General features: G+C 64.9%; 16 protein-coding genes. 6 read left to right on the top strand and 10 right to left on the bottom strand.

Annotation, left to right across the window (positions count from 1 at the left end; translation table 11 throughout):
• Positions 1-167 precede the first annotated feature (167 nt).
• Complete coding sequence (locus tag MON38_RS12385; protein WP_241936484.1) at positions 168-374, top strand: hypothetical protein; 207 nt, start codon at positions 168-170, stop codon at positions 372-374.
• On the opposite strand, the gene MON38_RS12390 is transcribed toward MON38_RS12385, so the two are convergent.
• The 7 genes from MON38_RS12390 to MON38_RS12420 all read right to left on the bottom strand — a co-directional run bounded on the left by MON38_RS12390 (position 371) and on the right by MON38_RS12420 (position 6,863).
• Positions 371-973, bottom strand: a complete 603-nt coding sequence (locus MON38_RS12390) for an alpha-ketoglutarate-dependent dioxygenase AlkB family protein (protein WP_241936485.1) — start codon at positions 971-973, stop codon at positions 371-373. The two genes, MON38_RS12385 and MON38_RS12390, sit on opposite strands and share 4 nt — an antisense overlap.
• Before the next feature lie 69 nt (positions 974-1,042).
• Positions 1,043-1,744, bottom strand: a complete 702-nt coding sequence (locus tag MON38_RS12395) for a hypothetical protein (RefSeq protein WP_241936486.1) — start codon at positions 1,742-1,744, stop codon at positions 1,043-1,045.
• A 117-nt stretch (positions 1,745-1,861) separates the two neighbouring features.
• On the bottom strand, positions 1,862-3,121 hold the full coding sequence (kynU, locus tag MON38_RS12400) for a kynureninase (protein WP_241936487.1): 1,260 nt from the start codon (positions 3,119-3,121) through the stop codon (positions 1,862-1,864).
• A gap of 113 nt (positions 3,122-3,234) precedes the next feature.
• Entirely contained in the window at positions 3,235-4,527 is a 1,293-nt protein-coding gene (locus tag MON38_RS12405; protein ID WP_241936488.1) for a hypothetical protein, read from the bottom strand.
• A 32-nt stretch (positions 4,528-4,559) separates the two neighbouring features.
• Positions 4,560-5,108 carry a hypothetical protein gene (locus MON38_RS12410; protein WP_241936489.1) on the bottom strand — a complete coding sequence of 183 codons (549 nt, stop codon included), beginning with the start codon at positions 5,106-5,108 and terminating at the stop codon, positions 4,560-4,562.
• A gap of 75 nt (positions 5,109-5,183) precedes the next feature.
• Positions 5,184-6,236, bottom strand: a complete 1,053-nt coding sequence (locus MON38_RS12415) for an amidohydrolase family protein (protein ID WP_241936490.1) — start codon at positions 6,234-6,236, stop codon at positions 5,184-5,186.
• A 99-nt stretch (positions 6,237-6,335) separates the two neighbouring features.
• Positions 6,336-6,863, bottom strand: a complete 528-nt coding sequence (locus MON38_RS12420) for a 3-hydroxyanthranilate 3,4-dioxygenase (protein ID WP_241936491.1) — start codon at positions 6,861-6,863, stop codon at positions 6,336-6,338.
• A 155-nt stretch (positions 6,864-7,018) separates the two neighbouring features.
• Between MON38_RS12420 and MON38_RS12425 the strand changes: the two genes are divergently transcribed.
• The 5 genes from MON38_RS12425 to MON38_RS12445 all read left to right on the top strand — a co-directional run bounded on the left by MON38_RS12425 (position 7,019) and on the right by MON38_RS12445 (position 13,634).
• Entirely contained in the window at positions 7,019-7,750 is a 732-nt protein-coding gene (locus MON38_RS12425) for a glycosyltransferase (RefSeq protein ID WP_241936492.1), read from the top strand.
• On the top strand, positions 7,747-10,122 hold the full coding sequence (locus MON38_RS12430; RefSeq protein WP_241936493.1) for a DUF6311 domain-containing protein: 2,376 nt from the start codon (positions 7,747-7,749) through the stop codon (positions 10,120-10,122). The genes MON38_RS12425 and MON38_RS12430 overlap by 4 nt, the downstream gene beginning before the upstream one ends.
• Positions 10,123-10,203: 81 nt before the next feature.
• Positions 10,204-11,955 carry a DUF6311 domain-containing protein gene (locus MON38_RS12435; RefSeq protein ID WP_241936494.1) on the top strand — a complete coding sequence of 584 codons (1,752 nt, stop codon included), beginning with the start codon at positions 10,204-10,206 and terminating at the stop codon, positions 11,953-11,955.
• Between the two features lie 43 nt (positions 11,956-11,998).
• The gene (locus MON38_RS12440; protein WP_422388743.1) at positions 11,999-12,790 is read left to right on the top strand and encodes an SDR family oxidoreductase; all 792 of its coding nucleotides are present in this window, start codon (positions 11,999-12,001) and stop codon (positions 12,788-12,790) included.
• A gap of 118 nt (positions 12,791-12,908) precedes the next feature.
• The gene (locus MON38_RS12445; protein ID WP_241936496.1) at positions 12,909-13,634 is read left to right on the top strand and encodes a glycosyltransferase family 2 protein; all 726 of its coding nucleotides are present in this window, start codon (positions 12,909-12,911) and stop codon (positions 13,632-13,634) included.
• Positions 13,635-13,745: 111 nt separating this feature from the next.
• On the opposite strand, the gene MON38_RS12450 is transcribed toward MON38_RS12445, so the two are convergent.
• The 3 genes from MON38_RS12450 to MON38_RS12460 all read right to left on the bottom strand — a co-directional run bounded on the left by MON38_RS12450 (position 13,746) and on the right by MON38_RS12460 (position 17,742).
• The gene (locus MON38_RS12450) at positions 13,746-15,599 is read right to left on the bottom strand and encodes a hypothetical protein (protein WP_241936497.1); all 1,854 of its coding nucleotides are present in this window, start codon (positions 15,597-15,599) and stop codon (positions 13,746-13,748) included.
• 81 nt (positions 15,600-15,680) lie between these two features.
• Complete coding sequence (locus tag MON38_RS12455) at positions 15,681-17,045, bottom strand: glycoside hydrolase family 16 protein (protein ID WP_241936498.1); 1,365 nt, start codon at positions 17,043-17,045, stop codon at positions 15,681-15,683.
• A 151-nt stretch (positions 17,046-17,196) separates the two neighbouring features.
• On the bottom strand, positions 17,197-17,742 hold the full coding sequence (locus MON38_RS12460; protein WP_241936499.1) for a hypothetical protein: 546 nt from the start codon (positions 17,740-17,742) through the stop codon (positions 17,197-17,199).
• Positions 17,743-17,862 lie beyond the last annotated feature (120 nt).

The following is a 17,862-nucleotide window of genomic DNA, read 5'->3' on the forward strand; positions in this document are numbered from 1 at the left end:
GGACGGGGCTTTTTCGTATGCGTAGCTGAACAGTAAGGCGCAGTATGTCAGGTTTATCGAAAAGGCTGTCGCCAAAACTGGTACGTTCCTTGAAACGAGTCCGACGCCGCCGGGCCGTCCGGGGTTGGGTTGTTGGCGATTCCCACCGCCGCCTTTCCTGCCTGCTCATGCCTGCAAGTATCGCCTTTCGCCGCCCCAAGCCTTCGCTGGTGGTCGCGGCCGACCTTTTCTCCGCCGAGGAGCCGCCCACGGCCGCGTACCCGCTGCCGCTAAACAAAGCCTTTGCCGTGCGCGCCGTGCTGCGGGTGGGCGACTACGAAGTGGGCGAAACCTTCTGCCCGCGCCTGTGCGGGCATCCCGGCATCCGGTACTAGCGCGGCGCGGCTGGTTCCACCCACCGAAACGTGAGGTTGAGGCGCGGCCCCACGGGCCGGGCCGTTTTGGGCAACGCGTGCTGCCAGTGCTGCTGCGTGGGGCCCCGCATCAGCAGCAGGCTGCCGTTGGGCAAATCGAGGCCAAAAGGCGCGTGCGCCAGGCCCGGACGCGGGCGCAGCCGGAAGCGCCGCACCGCGCCCAGGCTGAGCGAGGCAATGGCGGGCGCGGGGCCGAGTTCGGGCTCGTCGTCGGCGTGCCAGCCCATGCTGTCGCGCCCGTCGCGGTACAAGTTCAGCAGCACGCTGTTGTAGCGGGTGCCGGTGGTGGCTTCGAGGCGCTGGCGTAGCTCGGCGAGGGCGGGCAACCAGGGGCGCGGCTCCCAGGCCAGGCCCGAGTAGGTGTAGCGGGCTTCGGGGTCGCCGTACCAGGCGGTGAGGCGCGGCTGCGGAAACTCCTGCCCAAACAAGCGAATGGTGCGCTGCTCCCAGGCCGCCGCGGCCGTGAGGTGGGCCAGCAGCGCCGTGGCTTCGGCGGCGGGCAGGAAGGCAGGGTCGAACAGGAGGTCGGCCCCGGGCAGCGGCAGGTTCTGGAGCGGCATGGCGGCGAATAAAAAGGCCCGGCGACTCGTCTGCTTAACGAGCCACCGGGCTACTTCGGTGTAGCTAAATTACTTCGGCATCATGCGCTCGAACTGCTCCTGCACCGCTTTCGGCTGCTTTTTCATCAGGTAGGCATTGAATTTCTGCATGCCGTAGAGGAAGGCGAAACACACCAGCAGCGGCGGCAGCCAGCTGCGGCTGCGGTAGCTCACGCCGCCCATGTTGCGCGGCCAGAACCAAAGCACGTAGGCCAGAATGGGCGGCAGGTTGATGAGGGGGCCGTACCAGGAACTCAGCCCGTAGATGGGCAACGCCCACTGCAAAGCCACTGCCACCACGATGATATAAGCCACCAGAAACAACACCAGCCCCAGCAGCGCCCGCTTGCGGTCGAGCCGCCACAGGTTCAGGCCCAGCAGCGCGCCGCCGGCGATAAAGGTGAACGGTATCGAAAACAGCACGATGGTGACGGGCGAATACAGCGCCGGGTCCTTCTCGTCGGCGGCGGCTTCCTCGGCCGGCACGGCAGCGGCCGAGGGCCGGATGGCCTCCTGGCGGGCGGCTTCGGCTTCGTCGCGGGTGCGCTGGGCGGCGGCACCGGCTTCGAGGGCGGGGCGCAGGGCGGCTTCTTCGGGGGCAGGCTGGCCGCGGCGGCGCAGCTCGTCGAGGGCAGCCAGCACGGCGGCCTCGCGGTATTGCACATGGCCGGTCACGTACTCGCGCAGGGCCGCGTCGGTCTTCAGCAGCATCTTGGCGGCGTAATCTTCCATTTTTTTAGTTAAGAGTTATGAGTTAAAAGTTAAGAGTTGGCAATTGAAGTTGGCGGATAAAAACAGGGCTTGGCAGTCACCAGCGGCAAGACGATTTTAACTCCTAACTCTGAACTCCTAACTGAAGAAGCGCGTCAGCGCTTCGCCCACGCGGTCGACGTCGGCAAACGAATTATAGAGCGGTACGGGCGCGAGGCGGATGACGTTGGGCTCGCGCCAGTCGGCGATGACGCCCTGGTCGGCCAGGAAATCGAACAGCTCGCGGCCGCGCTCGTGCACCAGCACCGAGAGCTGGCAGCCGCGCTGGGCGGGGTCCGTCGGCGTGATGATTTCGAGCTTGGCCGCTGGCAGATTGAGGGCGCGGATGTGGCTTTCGAGGCGGGCGGTGAGCTGTTCGCTTTTGCGACGCAGGGCGGGCATGCCGCCGGCGCGCTCCACGATGTCGAGGCTGGCGGCGTGAATGGCCATCGGGAAAATCTGGGCGTTGGAGAGCTGCCAGCCGGCCGCGCCGGGCATGGGCCGGAAGCCTTTTTTCATTTTGAACCGCTCCGAGGCATCGTGGCCCCACCAGCCGGCGAGGCGCACGAGGTCGGGCCGTTCGGCAAACCGCTCGTGCACGAATACGCCCGAGGTGCCGCCAGGGCCCGAGTTGAGGTACTTGTAGGTGCACCAGCAGGCAAAGTCCACGTCCCAGTCGTGCAGGTGCAGCTCCAAGTTGCCGGCTGCGTGGGCCAAATCGAAACCGACAAATGCACCCACGGCGTGGCCGGCCTTGGTAATGGCAGCCATGTCGAAGGCCTGTCCGGTGTAGTAGTTCACGCCCCCGATGATGACGGTGGCCAGCGAGTCGCCGAGCTCGGCAATTTTGGTTTCGATGTCGGCGGTGCGCAGGGTGTGCTCGCCGGGGCGGGGCACCAGCTCCACAATCACGTCGTCGGGGTTGAGGCCGTGCAGGCGGGCCTGGCTTTCGAGGGCGTACTGGTCGGACGGAAACGCGCCGCCTTCCATCAATACCTTATAGCGGGTGGCGGTGGGGCGGTAGAACGAGACGAGCAGCAGGTGCAGGTTCACGGTCAGGTTGTTCATTACCACCACTTCTAAGGGCCGCGCGCCCACCAGGCGGGCGGTGGCTTCGGCCAGCGTGCTGTGGTAGTGCATCCAGGGCGAGGCGCCGAGGAAGTGGCCTTCTACGCCGCGCTCTTCCCAGGAGGCAAACTCGCGCTCGACGGCGGCGCGGGCGGCGCGGGGCAGCAGGCCCAGCGAGTTGCCGCAGAAGTAGGCGCAGGGCTGCCCGTCGGGGCCGGGCGGCAGGTGAAATTCCTGGCGGAAGGAAGCCAGCGGGTCGGTGGCGTCGAGGGTGGCGGCGGTGTCGTTCATATCGGGCCGCAAAGGTCGGGGCAAAGCGGGCGCGGTGCTAACAAAAGGTTTTGGCCTTGCGCGGGTAGTCGGGTGGCCGACCGATTCAACCGGCTGCCAGATTCCCGGCCGAGCTACTGAATCACGTAGCCTTGCAGCAACGCATCCATAAGGTGCAGCTGCATAACCAGGTTGAAAACGTAGAGCAGCATGATGATTTCGCGCCGCCAGGGCAGCTGCCGCAGCATCAGATACGCAAACAAGTAGACGCTGAGCAGGCCGAAATACCACGCCGACTGGCCCCAGGTGAAATTATCGAACTCCTGGCTGAAGGCCCCGAACAGCTGCCACACCGCCAGCGCCGGCAGCAGCAGCCAGGCATAGGTGCGGCCGGGCCACGCCGGCAGGGTATACAGGTACCACACCAGCACCACGAAAAACGGGCTGGCCAGCATGTAGCGGCTCAGGTTCCAGACGCTGCCGCCCTGGTGCGAGGCGATGTACACGACCAGCAGCGCGTAATAGCCCACCGCAAACAGCACCATGGGCGGCACCACCGGCAGCGGGCGGCGGCGCTGCTGCAGCCAGCGCACGGCCAGCCAGCCGCACACGCCCACGGCCCCGCAGCCCAGGCACAGCGCCAGCGCATCGAGCCAGAGCATGTCGATGCCGGCGGGCGTGACGAAGGGGTAGTCGGGCCAGCGCAGGTGGTTGTTCCAGAACTTCTGCACCTTGGTAAAGGCCAGCGGGTCGCCCACCTGCTGCCACTGCATGTAGGCCACAATGCCCACCGCCGCCCCGATGGCCAGCAGCCCCACGCCGCCCCAACGCAGCGCCCGCCGGGCCTGCCCCGGCTGGGCGGCCCACAGCAGCACCGTGAATACCAGCACCGGCACAAACATGAGGCTGGCCGTGCGCGTGAGCCCGCAGCCAAACAGCCCAATGGCCCACCAGCCCAACTGGCCGCGGTGCAGGCCCAGCAGCAGGCAGGTGCCAAACAGAAAAAACAGCGCCTCGGTGTACGGAATGGCCATAAACACCAGCACCGGCGTCGAGAGCAGCAGCAGGCTCAGCCGGGCTGGTAGCCGCAATTGGTGCGCCAGCCAGGCGAAGGCTGCCAGAAACATACTGAAATTCAGCACGCTCATGCCCGCCATGGTCAGGCCGGTGGCGCGCCACAGGTAGGGCAGCAGCGGAAAAAAGGCCACGCTGCTCGTGGTGGTGGTCGAATACGAGTAGCCCTCCTGCCTAATCTTGTCGTACCAATACACGTCCAGGTGCATCAGGTTGTCATTCCCGGGCAGGTAGCGGATGATGCCGAAGGCATACAGGGCCGAAGTGATGGCAGCCAGCAGCAGCAGGTGGCCGGCCACCACAGTAAGCGTTGGATAACGCTTGGCGAATACGAGCAGAGGAGCAAAAGGCACGGCGAGGAGGAGCAGAAATGAAAGGGCCGCTACTACCGCCAGGCCACCAGTTTGAGGTCGTCGAAATACTTGACGGCCCCGCGCTCGGGGCACCAGACGTAGAGTTTTATTTCGTCGCTGGGCAGCAGGTCGTCGGGCATGCGGTAGGTTTTGGTGAAGTGTTCCCACTTATCGTAGCGTTTCACCACCTGGTCGATGTTGATGCCCTTCCACACGTCGGGCCGGCGGCCGTGGCAGTGCACTTCCAGCACCAGAATGGTCGAGCCGATGGGCACGTTGGGCAGGTAGGTCCAGCCGTCCAGGCGCATCATCGTGGGCGGCTCGGGGCAGTCCGACAGCGAGGTATGGTAGTTGCCGGCAAAGTCGTCGCCCTGCTTCACGCAGTAGGAATAGCGCCCCGAGTGGGCCTTTTCGGTCGATAGCATAGCCGGAGCAGGCTGCGACCACCGCTCAAATTCCTCAAAGTCAGCGTTCAGCAGCACGGTTTCCTTTTCGACTGCCGAGCGGCAGCCCGCCAGCAGGCTCAGCAGCAAAACCGCCCGCAGGCCGCGCGAAACCCCGCGCAAAAAACCAATAGCCATGTAAGCAGAAAGCAAAAGCCCGGGATGTGGCCCCCGGACAGCGGCACAAGATATGCCGGGCAGCCGAAATGGTGCTCACAGCCGAAACCGCGCAGCTTCCAGCCCCAGCCAGTCCAGCGCGTTCTGGCCCAGCATCTGCGCCTTGATGTCGGCCGAAAACGGCATGGAGTTGATGAGCTGGCCCGGCTCCAGCTCGCCCAGCGGGAAGGGGTAGTCGGTGCCGAGCGTGATTTTATCCGGTCCCAGGGTTTTCACCAGATAGTCGAGCATCAGTGGGTCGTGCACCAGCGAGTCGACCCAGAACTTGCCGAGGTATTTGCGCGGGTTGTGCGGGTTGTCGATGGCGCAGAGGTCGGGCCGCACCTGCCAGCCGTGCTCGATGCGCCCAATGGTGCTGGCAAACGAGCCCCCGCCGTGGGCCACGGCCACGCGCAGGTTGGGCAAGCGCTCCAGCACGCCACCGAAGATGAGCGAGCACAGCGCCAGGGTGCTTTCGGCGGGCATGCCCACCAGCCAGGGCAGCCAGTATTTGGGCATTTTCCCTTGGGCCATCATGTCCCAGGGGTGCACAAATACGCAGGCGCCCAACTGCTCGGCGGCGGCGAAGACTTCGAACAGCTCCGGCGCGTCGAGGTTCCAGTCGTTCACGTGCGAGCCAATCTGCACACCGGCCAGGCCGATTTTCATGCAGCGCTCCAACTCGCGGATGGCCAGGTCGGGGGCCTGCATCGGCAGGGTGCCCAGGCCTACGTAGCGCGTGGGGTAGCGGCGCACCACGTCGGCAATGTGGTCGTTTAGCAGCTGGCTTAAATCCAGACAATCAAGCGGTTGCGCCCAGTAGCTGAACATGACGGGCACGGTGCTGAGCACCTGCACCTGCACCCCAAACTGGTCGTACTCGCGCAGGCGTACGGCGGGGTCCCAGCAATTGTCCTGCACTTCGCGGAAGAACTTGTCGTCCTGCATCATGCGGGCGCAGCAGGGCTTGTGGTGGTCGAGCCGGATGAACCCCCCGTAGCCGTAGCGGGCCGCCAAATCGGGCCACCGCTCGGGCAGAATGTGGGTGTGGATGTCGATGGAAAGCAAACGCGGGGTGGGTGGGATGTGGATAGAAGAATCGGCTGTCATCCTGAGCGGAGCGAAGGACCTTATCAAGGTTGGGCAATATGCAGCTGACGTGATAAGGTCCTTCGCTCCGCTCAGGATGACAGTTGATAAGCTAAAACGCTACGCCACCGGCGCGGGCGCTTCCATGTAAGTACCGCACACGGTGCAGGTGCGCTTGGCATCATCCTGCCAGAAGGCATTCATGATGGGCGGCAGCTGGGTTACGATGTCGGTAATCTCGGCAAACTCCTCGTAGAGCTTGTGGCCGCAATTCTCACAATACCATTGAAAACCATCAACTTCGCCGGCCGTGCGGTAGCGCTCGATGACGAGGCCGATGGTGCCGGCCGGGCGGCGCGGCGAGTGCGGCACGTTGGGTGGCAGCAGGAACATTTCGCCGGGGCCAATGACGATGTCGACGGGCTGGCCGTCTTCGATGATTTTGACGGTCATCGTGCCCTCCACCTGCCAGAACAGCTCCTCGCCGGCGTCGACGTGGTAGTCTTTGCGGGCGTTGGGGCCGCCCACCACCATCACAATAAAATCTTTGTTATCCTTGAAAACCTGCTGGTTACCCACCGGGGGCTTGAGCAGGTGGCGGTGGTCATCAATCCACTGCTGAACGTTGAAGGCGCGGGCGACGGGCATGGCGGGCGGGGCTGGAAGTGAGTAAAACGAAGCTTGCCGGGGGCCGGGTAAAGGTAATGCGGTTTTCGGACGTGCTACGCGGCGGCAGGGCGGCTGGCGGCCCCAAATGTTTATTCGGATATTTGCCCGGCATTCACCTTCTTTCGCCCGTTCCGTTGCCCGATTCTTCGCCCGCCGCTTTTGCCCTGGTGTTGCCCTGCTACAACCCGCCCGCCGGCTGGGCGGCCAACATTGTGGCCAGCCTGGGGCGCTTGCGGGCGCTGTTGCCGCCCGCCACGGCTGTGCACCTCTACCTCGTGAACGACGGCACGGCTAGCGTGAACGAAGCCGATTTGACGCTGCTGCGGGCTGAAATTCCGCAGTTCACTTACCTGGCCTACCCCGAAAACCACGGCAAGGGTTACGCCCTGCGCACCGGCGTGGAGCAAGTGCGGGAGGAAATCTGCCTGTTCACCGACATCGACTTTCCGTATGAGGAAGCCAGCGTGGCGGCCGTGTACGAAGGCCTGCGCACGGCGACCGGCGACGTGGTGGTGGGCGTGCGCGACGAAACCTACTACGCCCACGTGCCACAGGGCCGGGTGTTCATTTCCAAGGCCTTGCGGCGCATCAACCGGCTGCTACTGGGGTTGGCCGTGTCGGACACGCAGTGCGGGCTGAAGGGGTTTAATCAGCGGGGGCGCGAGGTGTTTCTGCACGGGCAGATTGACCGCTACCTCTTCGATTTGGAGTTTATTTTTCTGGCCTCGCGCCCCGGCGCCGGCCTGCGGGTGGTGCCCGTACCGGTGCGGCTCAAGCCGGGCATCGTGTTTTCGCAGATGAGCCCGCGCATTCTGCTGGCCGAGAGCGGCAGCTTTCTCAAAATCCTTTTCGGCCGGCTGGTGTGAGCACACGTTCTTCTTCTTCCCGAATTCCCGCCGGGCTGCTGGCCCTGGGCGTGATGGCGGCCGTGGCCGCGGTGCTGGCCCTGTTGTTCGGGCCGGTATTCTGGCACCCGGGCCACTATCTGTTCAGCACCGTCGAGGACGGGATTAAGAACTACTACACCGCACTCTGGTACACACAGCACGACACCGGCTGGCGCTTCACGGGCATGAACTACCCGTTTGGCGAGCACGTGGTGTTTACCGACGACCAACCGCTGCTGTCCTTCGCCCTGGCCTGGTTGCACCGGCACGGCCTGGCATTCGATGGGGTGGCCGTGCTCAACAGCGCCATGCTGCTGGCCCAGGTGCTGAGTGTGCCGCCGCTGCTGGCGCTGCTGCGGCGCTGCCGCCTGCCGGCCTGGTACGCCAGCATTATCACGGTGCTCATGGTGCTGCTGGCCCCGCAGCTCGACCGCCTGCTGGGCCACTACGCCCTCTCCTACGCCTGCGTGATTCCAACGCTGTGGTACCTGGCCGTGCGCGCCGCCGAAAGCCGCCGGCCACTGGCCTGGTACGCGGCCTACGCGGCAGCTACGCTGGTTTTTGGCGGCCTCCACCCCTACTACCTGCCCATGAGCGCGCTGCTGCTGCTGGCGCTGGGCGCGGTGAGCTGGTGGCAGCAGCCGGGCCGGGCCAGTTGGCCCGCCCGCCTGCGCTACTGGCTGCCGCTGGTGTTGGCAGTGGCCGTGCCCATCGGCATTTTCCAGGGCGCGCTGGCGCTTACCGACCCTTATGCGGCCGACCGGCCGGCCACGCCCTATGGCTTTTTCGCCTACAGCTCGTCGGTGTGGAGCGTGTTTTTTCCGGTCGAGCTGCCCGTGCGCGGGTGGTGGCAGGCTATTTTTCACACCCCCGACCCCGAGTGGGAAGGCCAGGCCTACGTGGGCCTGGCCGGCACGCTGGTGGCGCTGGCTACGCTGTGGCGGCTGGCCGGCTACCTGCGGGCGCGGCGCTGGGCACGGCTGCGGTGGCCGGCGCTGCCGCCGGTGCTGCGCACCAGCCTGTGGGCGGGCCTGCTGATACTGCTTTTTGCCATGGGCTGGCCTTTCCGCTGGGGGCTGGAAGGGCTAATTCCGTACCTGGGACCCATCAAGCAATTCCGCTCCATTGGCCGCTTCGCCTGGATTTTCTACTACTTCTACTCCGTGTACGCGGCTTACGCGCTGTACCAGGGTTTCCGGTGGCTGCGGCAGCGGGGGCGGCCGCAGCTGGCCGCCGGGGCACTAGCAGTCCTACTGCTGCTGTGGGCGGCCGAAGGCGTTTTCAATACCGCCCACAAGGCTTACCTGATTCAACATCCGCGCGCGGCGGGCCGCAGCCTGACGGCGGCGGACGCGCCGGCAGCCCGCTACGCGGCGCGGCTGGCCACGGCTGGCGTTTCGGCCGCGGCGTTTCAGGCCGTTGTGCCCATTCCATACTATTCGCTCGGCAGCGAGGTGTTCGATGTGTTCGGCAGCGATTTGAGCTCTTATGAATCGATGCGGGCGTCGCTCGAAACCGGCCTGCCCATTGCCACGGCCATGCTTTCGCGTACGGCGCTGTATCAGGCGCAGGCGCTTAATCAGCTACGCAGCCACCCGGCCATCGACAAAACGTTGCTGAACTACCTGCCCGACCAGCGGCCGTTTTTGGTGGTGGTAGCCGCCCGGGCCCCGCGCGACTCGGCCGATGCGGCCCTGCTAGCCCGGGCGCGCATCATCTACCGCGACTCGACGGTGTGGCTGGCCGAGCTACCGCTAAATAAGCTGGAAGGCCGGCCGGCGCTGGAAGCCGAATTCCGGGCACAGGCGGGCGCGCTGCACGCCTACCCGGGCTATTGGTCAAACAACGAAAACCCGCAGGTAGCCTACCGCAGCTTCGACGTGCCCGACCCAGCCGTGACGGCCTACGATGCGGGCAAAACCCCGCTGCTGGGCGCGGGCGCGCAGGCCGTGCGGAAAGGCGGCCTGTTTTTGCTGGATACCAAGCTGGCCCGAGCCGGTTGGTACGAGGCCTCGGTATGGGCCAACGTGCGCACGCCCGAGCTGCCCAACTTGCACTGGAGCCTCACCGATGCCCGCGGCGTGGTGCAGGACAGCGCCATCATCGAAACCAAAGCCTCTTCCGACCTGCTCGGCGACTGGGCCCGCCTCACGGCCCGCATCCAGGCCCCGCAGCCGGGCCTGAAGCTGCGCCTGTGGATGCGGGGCCGCCGCTACGTGGCCGACGAATTTGAGCTGCGCCCGGCCGGGGCCACCATCTGGCGGCGCACGGCGGGCGGCGGGCTGGTGCGCAACAACTACCCGCTACTGCCCGCGCCGCCCGTGGCCACGCCGTTGGCCCGCCGCCGCTAGGGCCGCGGCGCGGCGGGCTACTTTTGCCGGACGCGCGGCGGAAATGTCCGCGCCGGTTTGCTGTTGTTTTTGCTTCTGCCTATGCGCCCCTGGCTTCGTACTACCCTGCTGCTGCTGTTCTATGGGCTGTGGTTTTTCATTTTCAGCTGGCCGCTGGGCGCGCATTTCGCGGCGGCCATGCTGGCCGAGCCGGGCAGCGACGCCGGCCTGTTCGCCTGGAACGTGTGGCATTTCGACCAGGCCGTAGCAACGGGCCACAACCCGTTTTTCACCACCTGGATGTTCTTTCCGCAGGGTACCAGCCTGGTGCTGCATACCTACACGCCCATCCTGGGGCTGCTGGGCCTGGCGACGGGCAACCCCATTCTAGCCGTAAACCTGGGCCTGCTGCTGAGCGCGGCGCTGTCGGGCACGGGTGCTTACCTGCTGGCCCGGCGCTGGGTGCACAGCCCGGTGCTGGCGCTGCTGGCGGGCTTTGTGTTCGCGTACTCGCCCTACAAGCTGCAGCGGCTCTCGCAGCACGTCAACCTGGAGCTCACGGCCACGGTGCCGTTCTACGTGCTGGCTTTTCTGCGGGCTTTTGAATTTACCGAAGGGCGCTGGCTGCCGCGGGTGCGCAGCTGGGGCGCGGTGGCGGCCTGCGCCGGGCTGGGCATCCTCACGCTGTTGAGCGACTATTACGTGCTGTTTGGGCTGCTGTACTTTTCGGCGGCCTACGCGGCGTGGTTCGGGCTGCGGCTGGGCCGCATCCGGTGGCGGAACTGGCGCACCTGGGCCTGGCTGGTGGGCATTCTGGTGGTCAGCCACATCGTAATCAGGCTGCTGCGCATGTCGGGCCTGCCCGAGAAAAGCATCTGGTGGGGCGGCGATTTGGTGGCGTTCCTGCTGCCACCGGCCAGCAGCCTCTGGGTGTACTGGGACTGGGCGGCCCGGCTGCTGCACAACCCCAAAGTATTCAACTCGCCGGGCTCGATTGAAAATACCGTCTTCATCGGCTACGCGCTGCCGCTGCTGGCCCTGGCGCTGGGAATATTGCGCTGGTGGCACCGCCGGCCGGCCTCGGCCCGCTTCGCCGATGCGGGCGGGCGGCCGCTGGCCTGGGTGCTGGTGGTTTTCCTGCTGTTCACCATCCCCTCGGTGCGGGTGCTGGGCCACGAGCGGCTGAACCTGCCTACGGCCGTGCTGCACTTCGTGCCGCTGCTTAGCAACCTGCGTTGCCCCACCCGCTGGATAATGATGGCCGGACTGCTGCTGCCCATCGTCTCCTTCAGCGCCCTCGAAGCGGCCTGGGCCGGCCGCCTGAAACCGGCCGGCCAACTGGCTTTCAGCCTGCTGCTATTTGCCGTGGTGCTGGTCGAATTCTGGCCGCGCCCGTTCCCGCTGCTGAGCCCCGGCGATGTGCCGCGCGCTTACCAGCAAGTGGCGCAACTACCCGGTAGCTCGCTCATTACCATTCCGCTCGGCATTGTCGATGGCTCGCGGCAGGTGGGCGAGTTCAAAGCCGCGCAGCTCTTCTACCAAACCCAGCACCACAAGAAGCTGCCCACCGGCTACATCTCGCGGGTGAGCCCCGAGCAATTTGCCTCACTCGATGCCGAGCCCGTGCTCCACGCCCTGCTGCTGGCCCAAACGCGGCCCGACTCGATAGGCGCCGGCCCCACGCCCGGGCAGATGCAGGACTTTCTGCGCCGCTACCAGCCGGCCGCGTTCGTCGTCGAGCCCCGCTTCCGCGACCAGCCCGCCCACCAGCGCCTGCGCCAGCTGCTGTTGCCCCTCGGCTACCGCGAGCAGCCCGTCGACAGCCTGGTGCTTTTCTCGCCGCCTAAACCCTAAATTTTCGGCCCGTTTCGTCATTTTCTTTTCTCATTCCCGAATAATTATGAGTGACCTTCTCCCCTACCGCGCCCTCGTGGGCGGCAGCACCCAGGGCATTGGCCGGGCCGTGGCCCAGCTCCTGGCCGAGCGTGGCTGCGGCCTCACGCTGCTGGCCCGCAACGAAGACCGCCTGCGCGAAACCGTGGCCGCCCTGCCCACGCCCACCGGCCACACGCACGACTACCTGGTGGCCGATTTCGACGACCCCAGCCACCTCGCCGAAGTGGTGCAGGGCTACCTGGCCGAGCACCCTGGCGGCTTTCATATTCTGGTGAACAACACCGGCGGGCCGGCCGGCGGGCCGCTGCTCGACGCACCGGTTGATGCCCTACGTTTGGCGTTCAATCAGCACGTTATCTGCAACCACTTGCTGGCGCAGGCGCTGGTGCCGGCCATGCGGGCGGCTGGCTTCGGGCGCATCATCAACATCATCAGCACCTCGGTGAAGGTGCCACTGCCGGGGCTGGGCGTGAGCAACACCATCCGGGGAGCGGTGGCCAGCTGGGCCAAAACCCTGGCCAACGAGCTGGGGCCGCACGGCATCACCGTCAACAACGTGCTGCCCGGGGCCACGCTCACGCAGCGCCACCACTCGCTCATCGAAAAGAAAGTGGCCCAGACCGGGCAGTCGGCCGAATCCATTGAAGCCGCCATGCTCCAGACCATTCCGGCGCGGCGCTTCGGGCTGGCCGAGGAAGTGGCCGCGGCTGTGGCCTTCCTGGCTTCGCCGGCCGCCGGCTACATCAACGGCACCAGCGTGCCCGTGGATGGCGGCCGCACGGGGGCACTTTAGGCAGTTATTCAGTGAGCAGTTATCCATGAACAGTCGGTTATTTACTGATAACTGCTCGCTGATAACTGTTCACTGACTGCTAGCTTTACAGCTTCTATGCCCTGCTCAAGCCTTTCCAGTGGTTAAATTCGATACGCTTTCCATCGTCATCCCGGTTTACAACGAGGCCCGCACCATCCACCAGATTCTGGATTTGCTGCGCGGGCTGGAGCTGGTGAACGGCATTGGCAAGGAGATTATCCTCGTCAACGACTGCTCGACCGATGCTTCGGCCGAAACCATTCGGGCCTACGCGGCACGTTACCCCGAAATGCAGCTGCGCCTGCTCGAGCACGCCGTGAACCAGGGCAAGGGCGCGGCCCTGCACACGGGCATCCGCGAGGCCACCGGCGACTACGTCATCATTCAGGACGCCGACCTGGAGTACGACCCCGAGGAGTATAACTGCCTCATGAAGCCCATTCTCAAGGGCTTTGCCGACGTGGTGTTCGGCTCGCGCTTCATTGGCGGCAACCCGCACCGCATTCTGTTCTTCTGGCACAGCATCGGCAACCAGATGCTCACGTTCCTGAGCAACATGATGACCGACCTGAACCTGACCGACATGGAAACCTGCTACAAGCTGTTCCGGCGCGATATCATTCAGGGCCTGCAATTGCAGGAGAAGCGCTTCGGTTTTGAGCCCGAGGTGACGGCCAAAGTAGCCCGCGTGAAGGACGTGCGCATCTACGAAGTAGGCATCAGCTACTACGGCCGCACCTACGCCGAAGGCAAGAAAATTGGCTGGCGTGATGGCTTCCGCGCCATCTATTGCATCATCAAGTACGGCCTGCTGGGGCAGTAGCGCCTTCGGCTTAACGAGGAATGAGGAATGAGGAATGAGGAATGAGGAATAAGGAAATTCTGACCTATTCAGCTATTTTCCAGTCTCCCATTCTTCATTAAGAGCAGCGTCCTACCAGTCGGTAGCGGGCTTCATGAGCTCGGCCTGCACGTCGTCGATGTAGCAGCTCGAGGCGTTTTCGCTCAGCACGTACACTTTCAGCACGTCGTCGGGGCGGGCATCGGCCGGCAGGGGCACATCGAAGTACACGCGGTTCCAGGCGCGGTTTACGCTGAGGTTATTCTGCAGTCGAATGGCTTCCCAGACCACGGGTTTACCGGCGCGGTCCACGCTTAGCACCAGCCTGTTGCCCCAGGCTCCGTAATCGGAGAACACGCGGCAAGAGGCCCGCACGAACTGGCCGGGGCGCAGGCCGGCGCTTTCCAGCGGCACGGCCACGGCGGGCCCGTAGGCGTGGGCCGCATCGGCATGAAACGACTGGCGGCTGTAGTAACCCACATCGACCGAAATGCCGCTGGCCGGGTCGGGGGCCTGGTTCTCAAAATCGAGCTTGCCCAGCGACTGTGGCCGGTAGTAGCGCTCGGGCTTGGGCAGGTGAGCCTTCACATCGAGCAGGTTGTAGTCGGCCTGCGTGGGCATGGTGTTGTTGAACACGGCGAAGAAATAGCGCCGGTTCATCTCCTCGGGGCTGATGATGGAGCGCATGTACTGCCAGTGCGAAAACAGGTTCAAATCGACCAGCAGCACGGCCAGCACGGCGGCGGCCACACGCACCAGCGGCCGGCGGCCGGGCTCCAGCAGCCAGGCCACAGCCGCCGCCCAAGGCAGGGCCAGCACGGCGTAGCTCTGCACCAGGGCGCGCTGCCCCAGGCTGCCGCCGTACCACCAGATGTCCCAGGCCGACACCACCCACAGGTTCAGCAGGAAAAACGCCAGCACCGGCACGGCCACCGCCCGGTGCCGCCGCCACAGCACCAGCAGCCCCGCCAGCGGCAGCAGCAGCAGCGGCGAGTAGATGAGCCAGCCCTTGCGGAAGCTGAAGAGCACATCCCAGGTGTGCGGGTGCAGAAAGCTGAAGTGCTGGTCGCCGTAGGAGTAGAACAGGAAGTGGCCGGTAGCCCATTTCCAGTACAAAGCCTGGGGCAGCACGCCCAGCAGGCCTCCCAGCCCCAGCAGCAGCACATCGGGCCAGCGGGTGATGAGCAAGGCCAGCTTCTGGCGGGCCGCCGCCACCGAGCCCACGCCCCACAGCACCGGCAGCACCGCCGCCACCGCCTCGGAAGGCCGAATAAGCACCATCAAACCCAACGTGAGCCCGATGGCCAGCGCCCCCAGCCGCGTGGGCCGCTCGTGCCAGCGCACCGTGAGCCAGAGTAGCAACGCATAGAGCGTGAACAAGGCGCTGTGGGCCATGGCCGCATCGAACACGGCGTACTGGAAGTAGTTGGAGCCCAGCACCAGCGTCACCAGCACCAGCGTCGTCACCACATCGGAGTAGTAGCGCAGCAGCACCCGGCGCAGCAGCCCCAGCCCCAGCAGGCCATAAAGCAACCCGCCGAAGGCAATGGCAATCTGGTAGGGCGCCGCAAAGCCGTCTTGCGGGTAGTGCAGCCAGCCGGCGGCCCAGTGGCCCAGCCAGAAAAACGGCGTCCAGAGGATGGCCAGGCCGCAGGTGTACTTCATCACCAGGTGGCCTTCGGGGCCGCCGGGCACCTGCGCGGCTTGGTAGAACGAGCCGCTGGGCCCGTACTCGCGCATGATGTCGGCCGCGAAGTGCATCTGGCTCAGGTCGTGGTAGATGAACTGGGCCGGCAGGTAGAGGTAGTAGCCCATGGCATCCCAAGTGAGGATGGCCTGCACGTTGCGGGTGTCCCAATATGGGGCCCACAGGCGCGCCTGCACCATCAGCACAAACAGCAGCAGAATGGCAATGAGGGAGTACGGATGCGGAAAGCGTAATTTCATACGAGTGGAAACGAGCGCGCAAAGTAACGCCGGCCACCGCATGCGGCGGGTGCCAGCGGCCCGAAAACGCGTGCGGTGCGGCTAAGGGGCCGCCACCGAATCGGCCACGGGTGACGGGGCGGGTTCCAACCAGGCCGCCAGCGGTTGGTCATCGCGCAGCCCGCGGCCCAGCACGACAACGGTTTGGGTGGCCACCGCCGGCCCCTGGCGCAGGTGCAGGGCGTAGTGGCCGGGCGCCAGGCGGGGCCAGCGCGGCCGCCACTCGGCGCCGCCGGGGGCCGTGCCGGCCACCACGGGCCGGCCCCAACGGTCGGATAGCTGCCAGGCCACCGAATCGGGGCTGGTGAAGTGCATCTGCACATCAGGCAGGCCATCGAATACCATCCAGGGCGGGTCCCAGCGGTTGTTCACGGGCAGGGGCAGCATCACGTCGCAGGCCGCGTTCAGGTTGTCGGTGAGTTGCAGGGCCAGGCGGCCGTTGGGCTGCGGGCGGGCTTCCCAGCGCTGCACGCGGCCCTCCACGCCGCGGCCGGGCTTGTGTTCCAAGGGCGTCCATTCGTACTCCGAGCCGGGCTGCTGGCCGCCCCAGCGCACCACGGCCACGGGGTCGGGCAGGTGGCGGGGGCGGTACACGCGGATGTAATCTATGTGCAGCGTGTCGGCCGGCACGTCGGCCCAGTTCCACATGGCCAGGTTTACGATGATGTACATGGCGCAGCCGGTGGCCAGCAGCCGCGTTTCGCGCCGGATGGGGTAGCCGTCGAAATAGAACACCGCCTCGTTGGGCCGCCACTCGAGGCCGTAGGTATGGAACTGGTCGTGCAGGTCGCCCGCGGGGTCGGCGCTGAAGAATACACAGGAACAGGCATCGGTACGGGTCCGGGTTGGGTACCAGTAGCCCGGCGTATCGGTGTGGATGGTGCTGGCGAACTGGTCGCGGCCGCCTTCGAATACGTCGAACTCATCGGGGCCGCCCCCCCACAGCCAGAAGGCCGGAAACACGTTCAGATGCGCGGGCTGCCGGCAGCGCACCTCAAACAGGCCGTAGCTGAAGCCGTCGGCCGGGTCGGGGCAGCTTTTGGGGCGCAGCGAATCGAGCGGGTGGTGGCTCATCAGCATGCCCGACGAGTAGCGCAGCTGCTTGCCGAGGTAGGGAATGGGCTTGTCGAGCCTGCGGGCCACCAGGTGCAGCACCCCGCCCGAGTCGGCGCGCACGCCCGCGCCGGTGTAGAACTCGGTTTCGAGGTTATTTATCAGGTTGCGGCCCCACGGGAAAGCGAAGTTCCAGTGGTTGGCCAGCGCCACCGTGTCGGAGGCTTGGTTGAACTCGTCACTCCATTCAAGCCGCCAGTCGGCGTAATTGATGCGGCGCTGGGCCTGCGCAACTCTGCTACTTAGCCCAAGTAGCAACAGGATTCCCAACAAGCGAACAAAAGACTGGCCCATGGGTAGCGCAAAGGAGCAACCAACAAGAAAATTAAGACCCGCACTTTCACCCCACTCTACGACAATTGCTACAAGCTGGCAGTATTCAGTTTCTTAAACTGAATACTAGCATTGGTTCAAGTGCCTGCCAGGATAGCCGCCAATGGAAGGGCTACTTCTCAATCTTAATTGAAACGTCGTCGAGGTACACCGGGCGAGGGCTGCTGCCGCGCCACATGTATACTTTGCACAGGTTGCCGGAAGCAATGGAGTCCGGCAAATCGAAGGTTTTGTTTACCTCCTGCCAATCACCAAACTTCTTCACATTGCGCCCCATTTCCAAGAGCCCGTAGAATACCTGACTGCCGTTGGCGGGCGAGTGCTTGATGTCAACTACCAGCGCGGCGTTGGCATCCTTGTCTGGCACCCAGGCCCACCCCGATACGGTTATTTTCTTGGGTTTGCCGCCCGTCATTTGCCCCAGGGTATTCACGTAAGTATAGCCAAAGTCCAGCTCTGGCTTGGTTATTACCGAGTACTTGCCGGAGTGCGCACGTTCGGTCGTGACGCTGGGCTCGTTGGCGCCTCCCCAGCCCTGCACATTCTCGAAATTGTTGTACGTCACGGTGCCTTCGGGCAAGTTGGCCGAAGAGTCTTTCGAACACGAGCCCAGCGTGGTAACGAATGCAACGGCAGCAAAAAGGGAAAGGGGTTTCATAAAAGCAAATGATGTAGCGATTTGGACTCGGAGGAGCGCCGCAAAACTAAGGGGCATTTGGCTAAAGCGATGCATCAATGGAGCGAATAGTTTATCAGCTGGACAGTGCCTGGCGAGCAG

This window comes from Hymenobacter cyanobacteriorum (genome assembly GCF_022631375.1).
Lineage (GTDB): Bacteria > Bacteroidota > Bacteroidia > Cytophagales > Hymenobacteraceae > Hymenobacter > Hymenobacter cyanobacteriorum.

Excerpts from the sequence above, each read along its gene's own strand:
- MON38_RS12395 (WP_241936486.1), bottom strand. The coding sequence starts at position 1,744 with ATGGAAGATTACGCCGCCAAGATGCTGCTGAAGACCGACGCGGCCCTG.
- MON38_RS12450 (WP_241936497.1), bottom strand. The coding sequence starts at position 15,599 with ATGAAATTACGCTTTCCGCATCCGTACTCCCTCATTGCCATTCTGCTG.
- MON38_RS12410 (WP_241936489.1), bottom strand. The coding sequence starts at position 5,108 with ATGGCTATTGGTTTTTTGCGCGGGGTTTCGCGCGGCCTGCGGGCGGTT.
- MON38_RS12415 (WP_241936490.1), bottom strand. The coding sequence starts at position 6,236 with ATGACAGCCGATTCTTCTATCCACATCCCACCCACCCCGCGTTTGCTT.
- MON38_RS12455 (WP_241936498.1), bottom strand. The coding sequence starts at position 17,045 with ATGGGCCAGTCTTTTGTTCGCTTGTTGGGAATCCTGTTGCTACTTGGG.
- MON38_RS12385 (WP_241936484.1), top strand. The coding sequence starts at position 168 with ATGCCTGCAAGTATCGCCTTTCGCCGCCCCAAGCCTTCGCTGGTGGTC.
- MON38_RS12435 (WP_241936494.1), top strand. The coding sequence starts at position 10,204 with ATGCGCCCCTGGCTTCGTACTACCCTGCTGCTGCTGTTCTATGGGCTG.
- kynU (WP_241936487.1), bottom strand. The coding sequence starts at position 3,121 with ATGAACGACACCGCCGCCACCCTCGACGCCACCGACCCGCTGGCTTCC.
- MON38_RS12460 (WP_241936499.1), bottom strand. The coding sequence starts at position 17,742 with ATGAAACCCCTTTCCCTTTTTGCTGCCGTTGCATTCGTTACCACGCTG.
- MON38_RS12420 (WP_241936491.1), bottom strand. The coding sequence starts at position 6,863 with ATGCCCGTCGCCCGCGCCTTCAACGTTCAGCAGTGGATTGATGACCAC.
- MON38_RS12390 (WP_241936485.1), bottom strand. The coding sequence starts at position 973 with ATGCCGCTCCAGAACCTGCCGCTGCCCGGGGCCGACCTCCTGTTCGAC.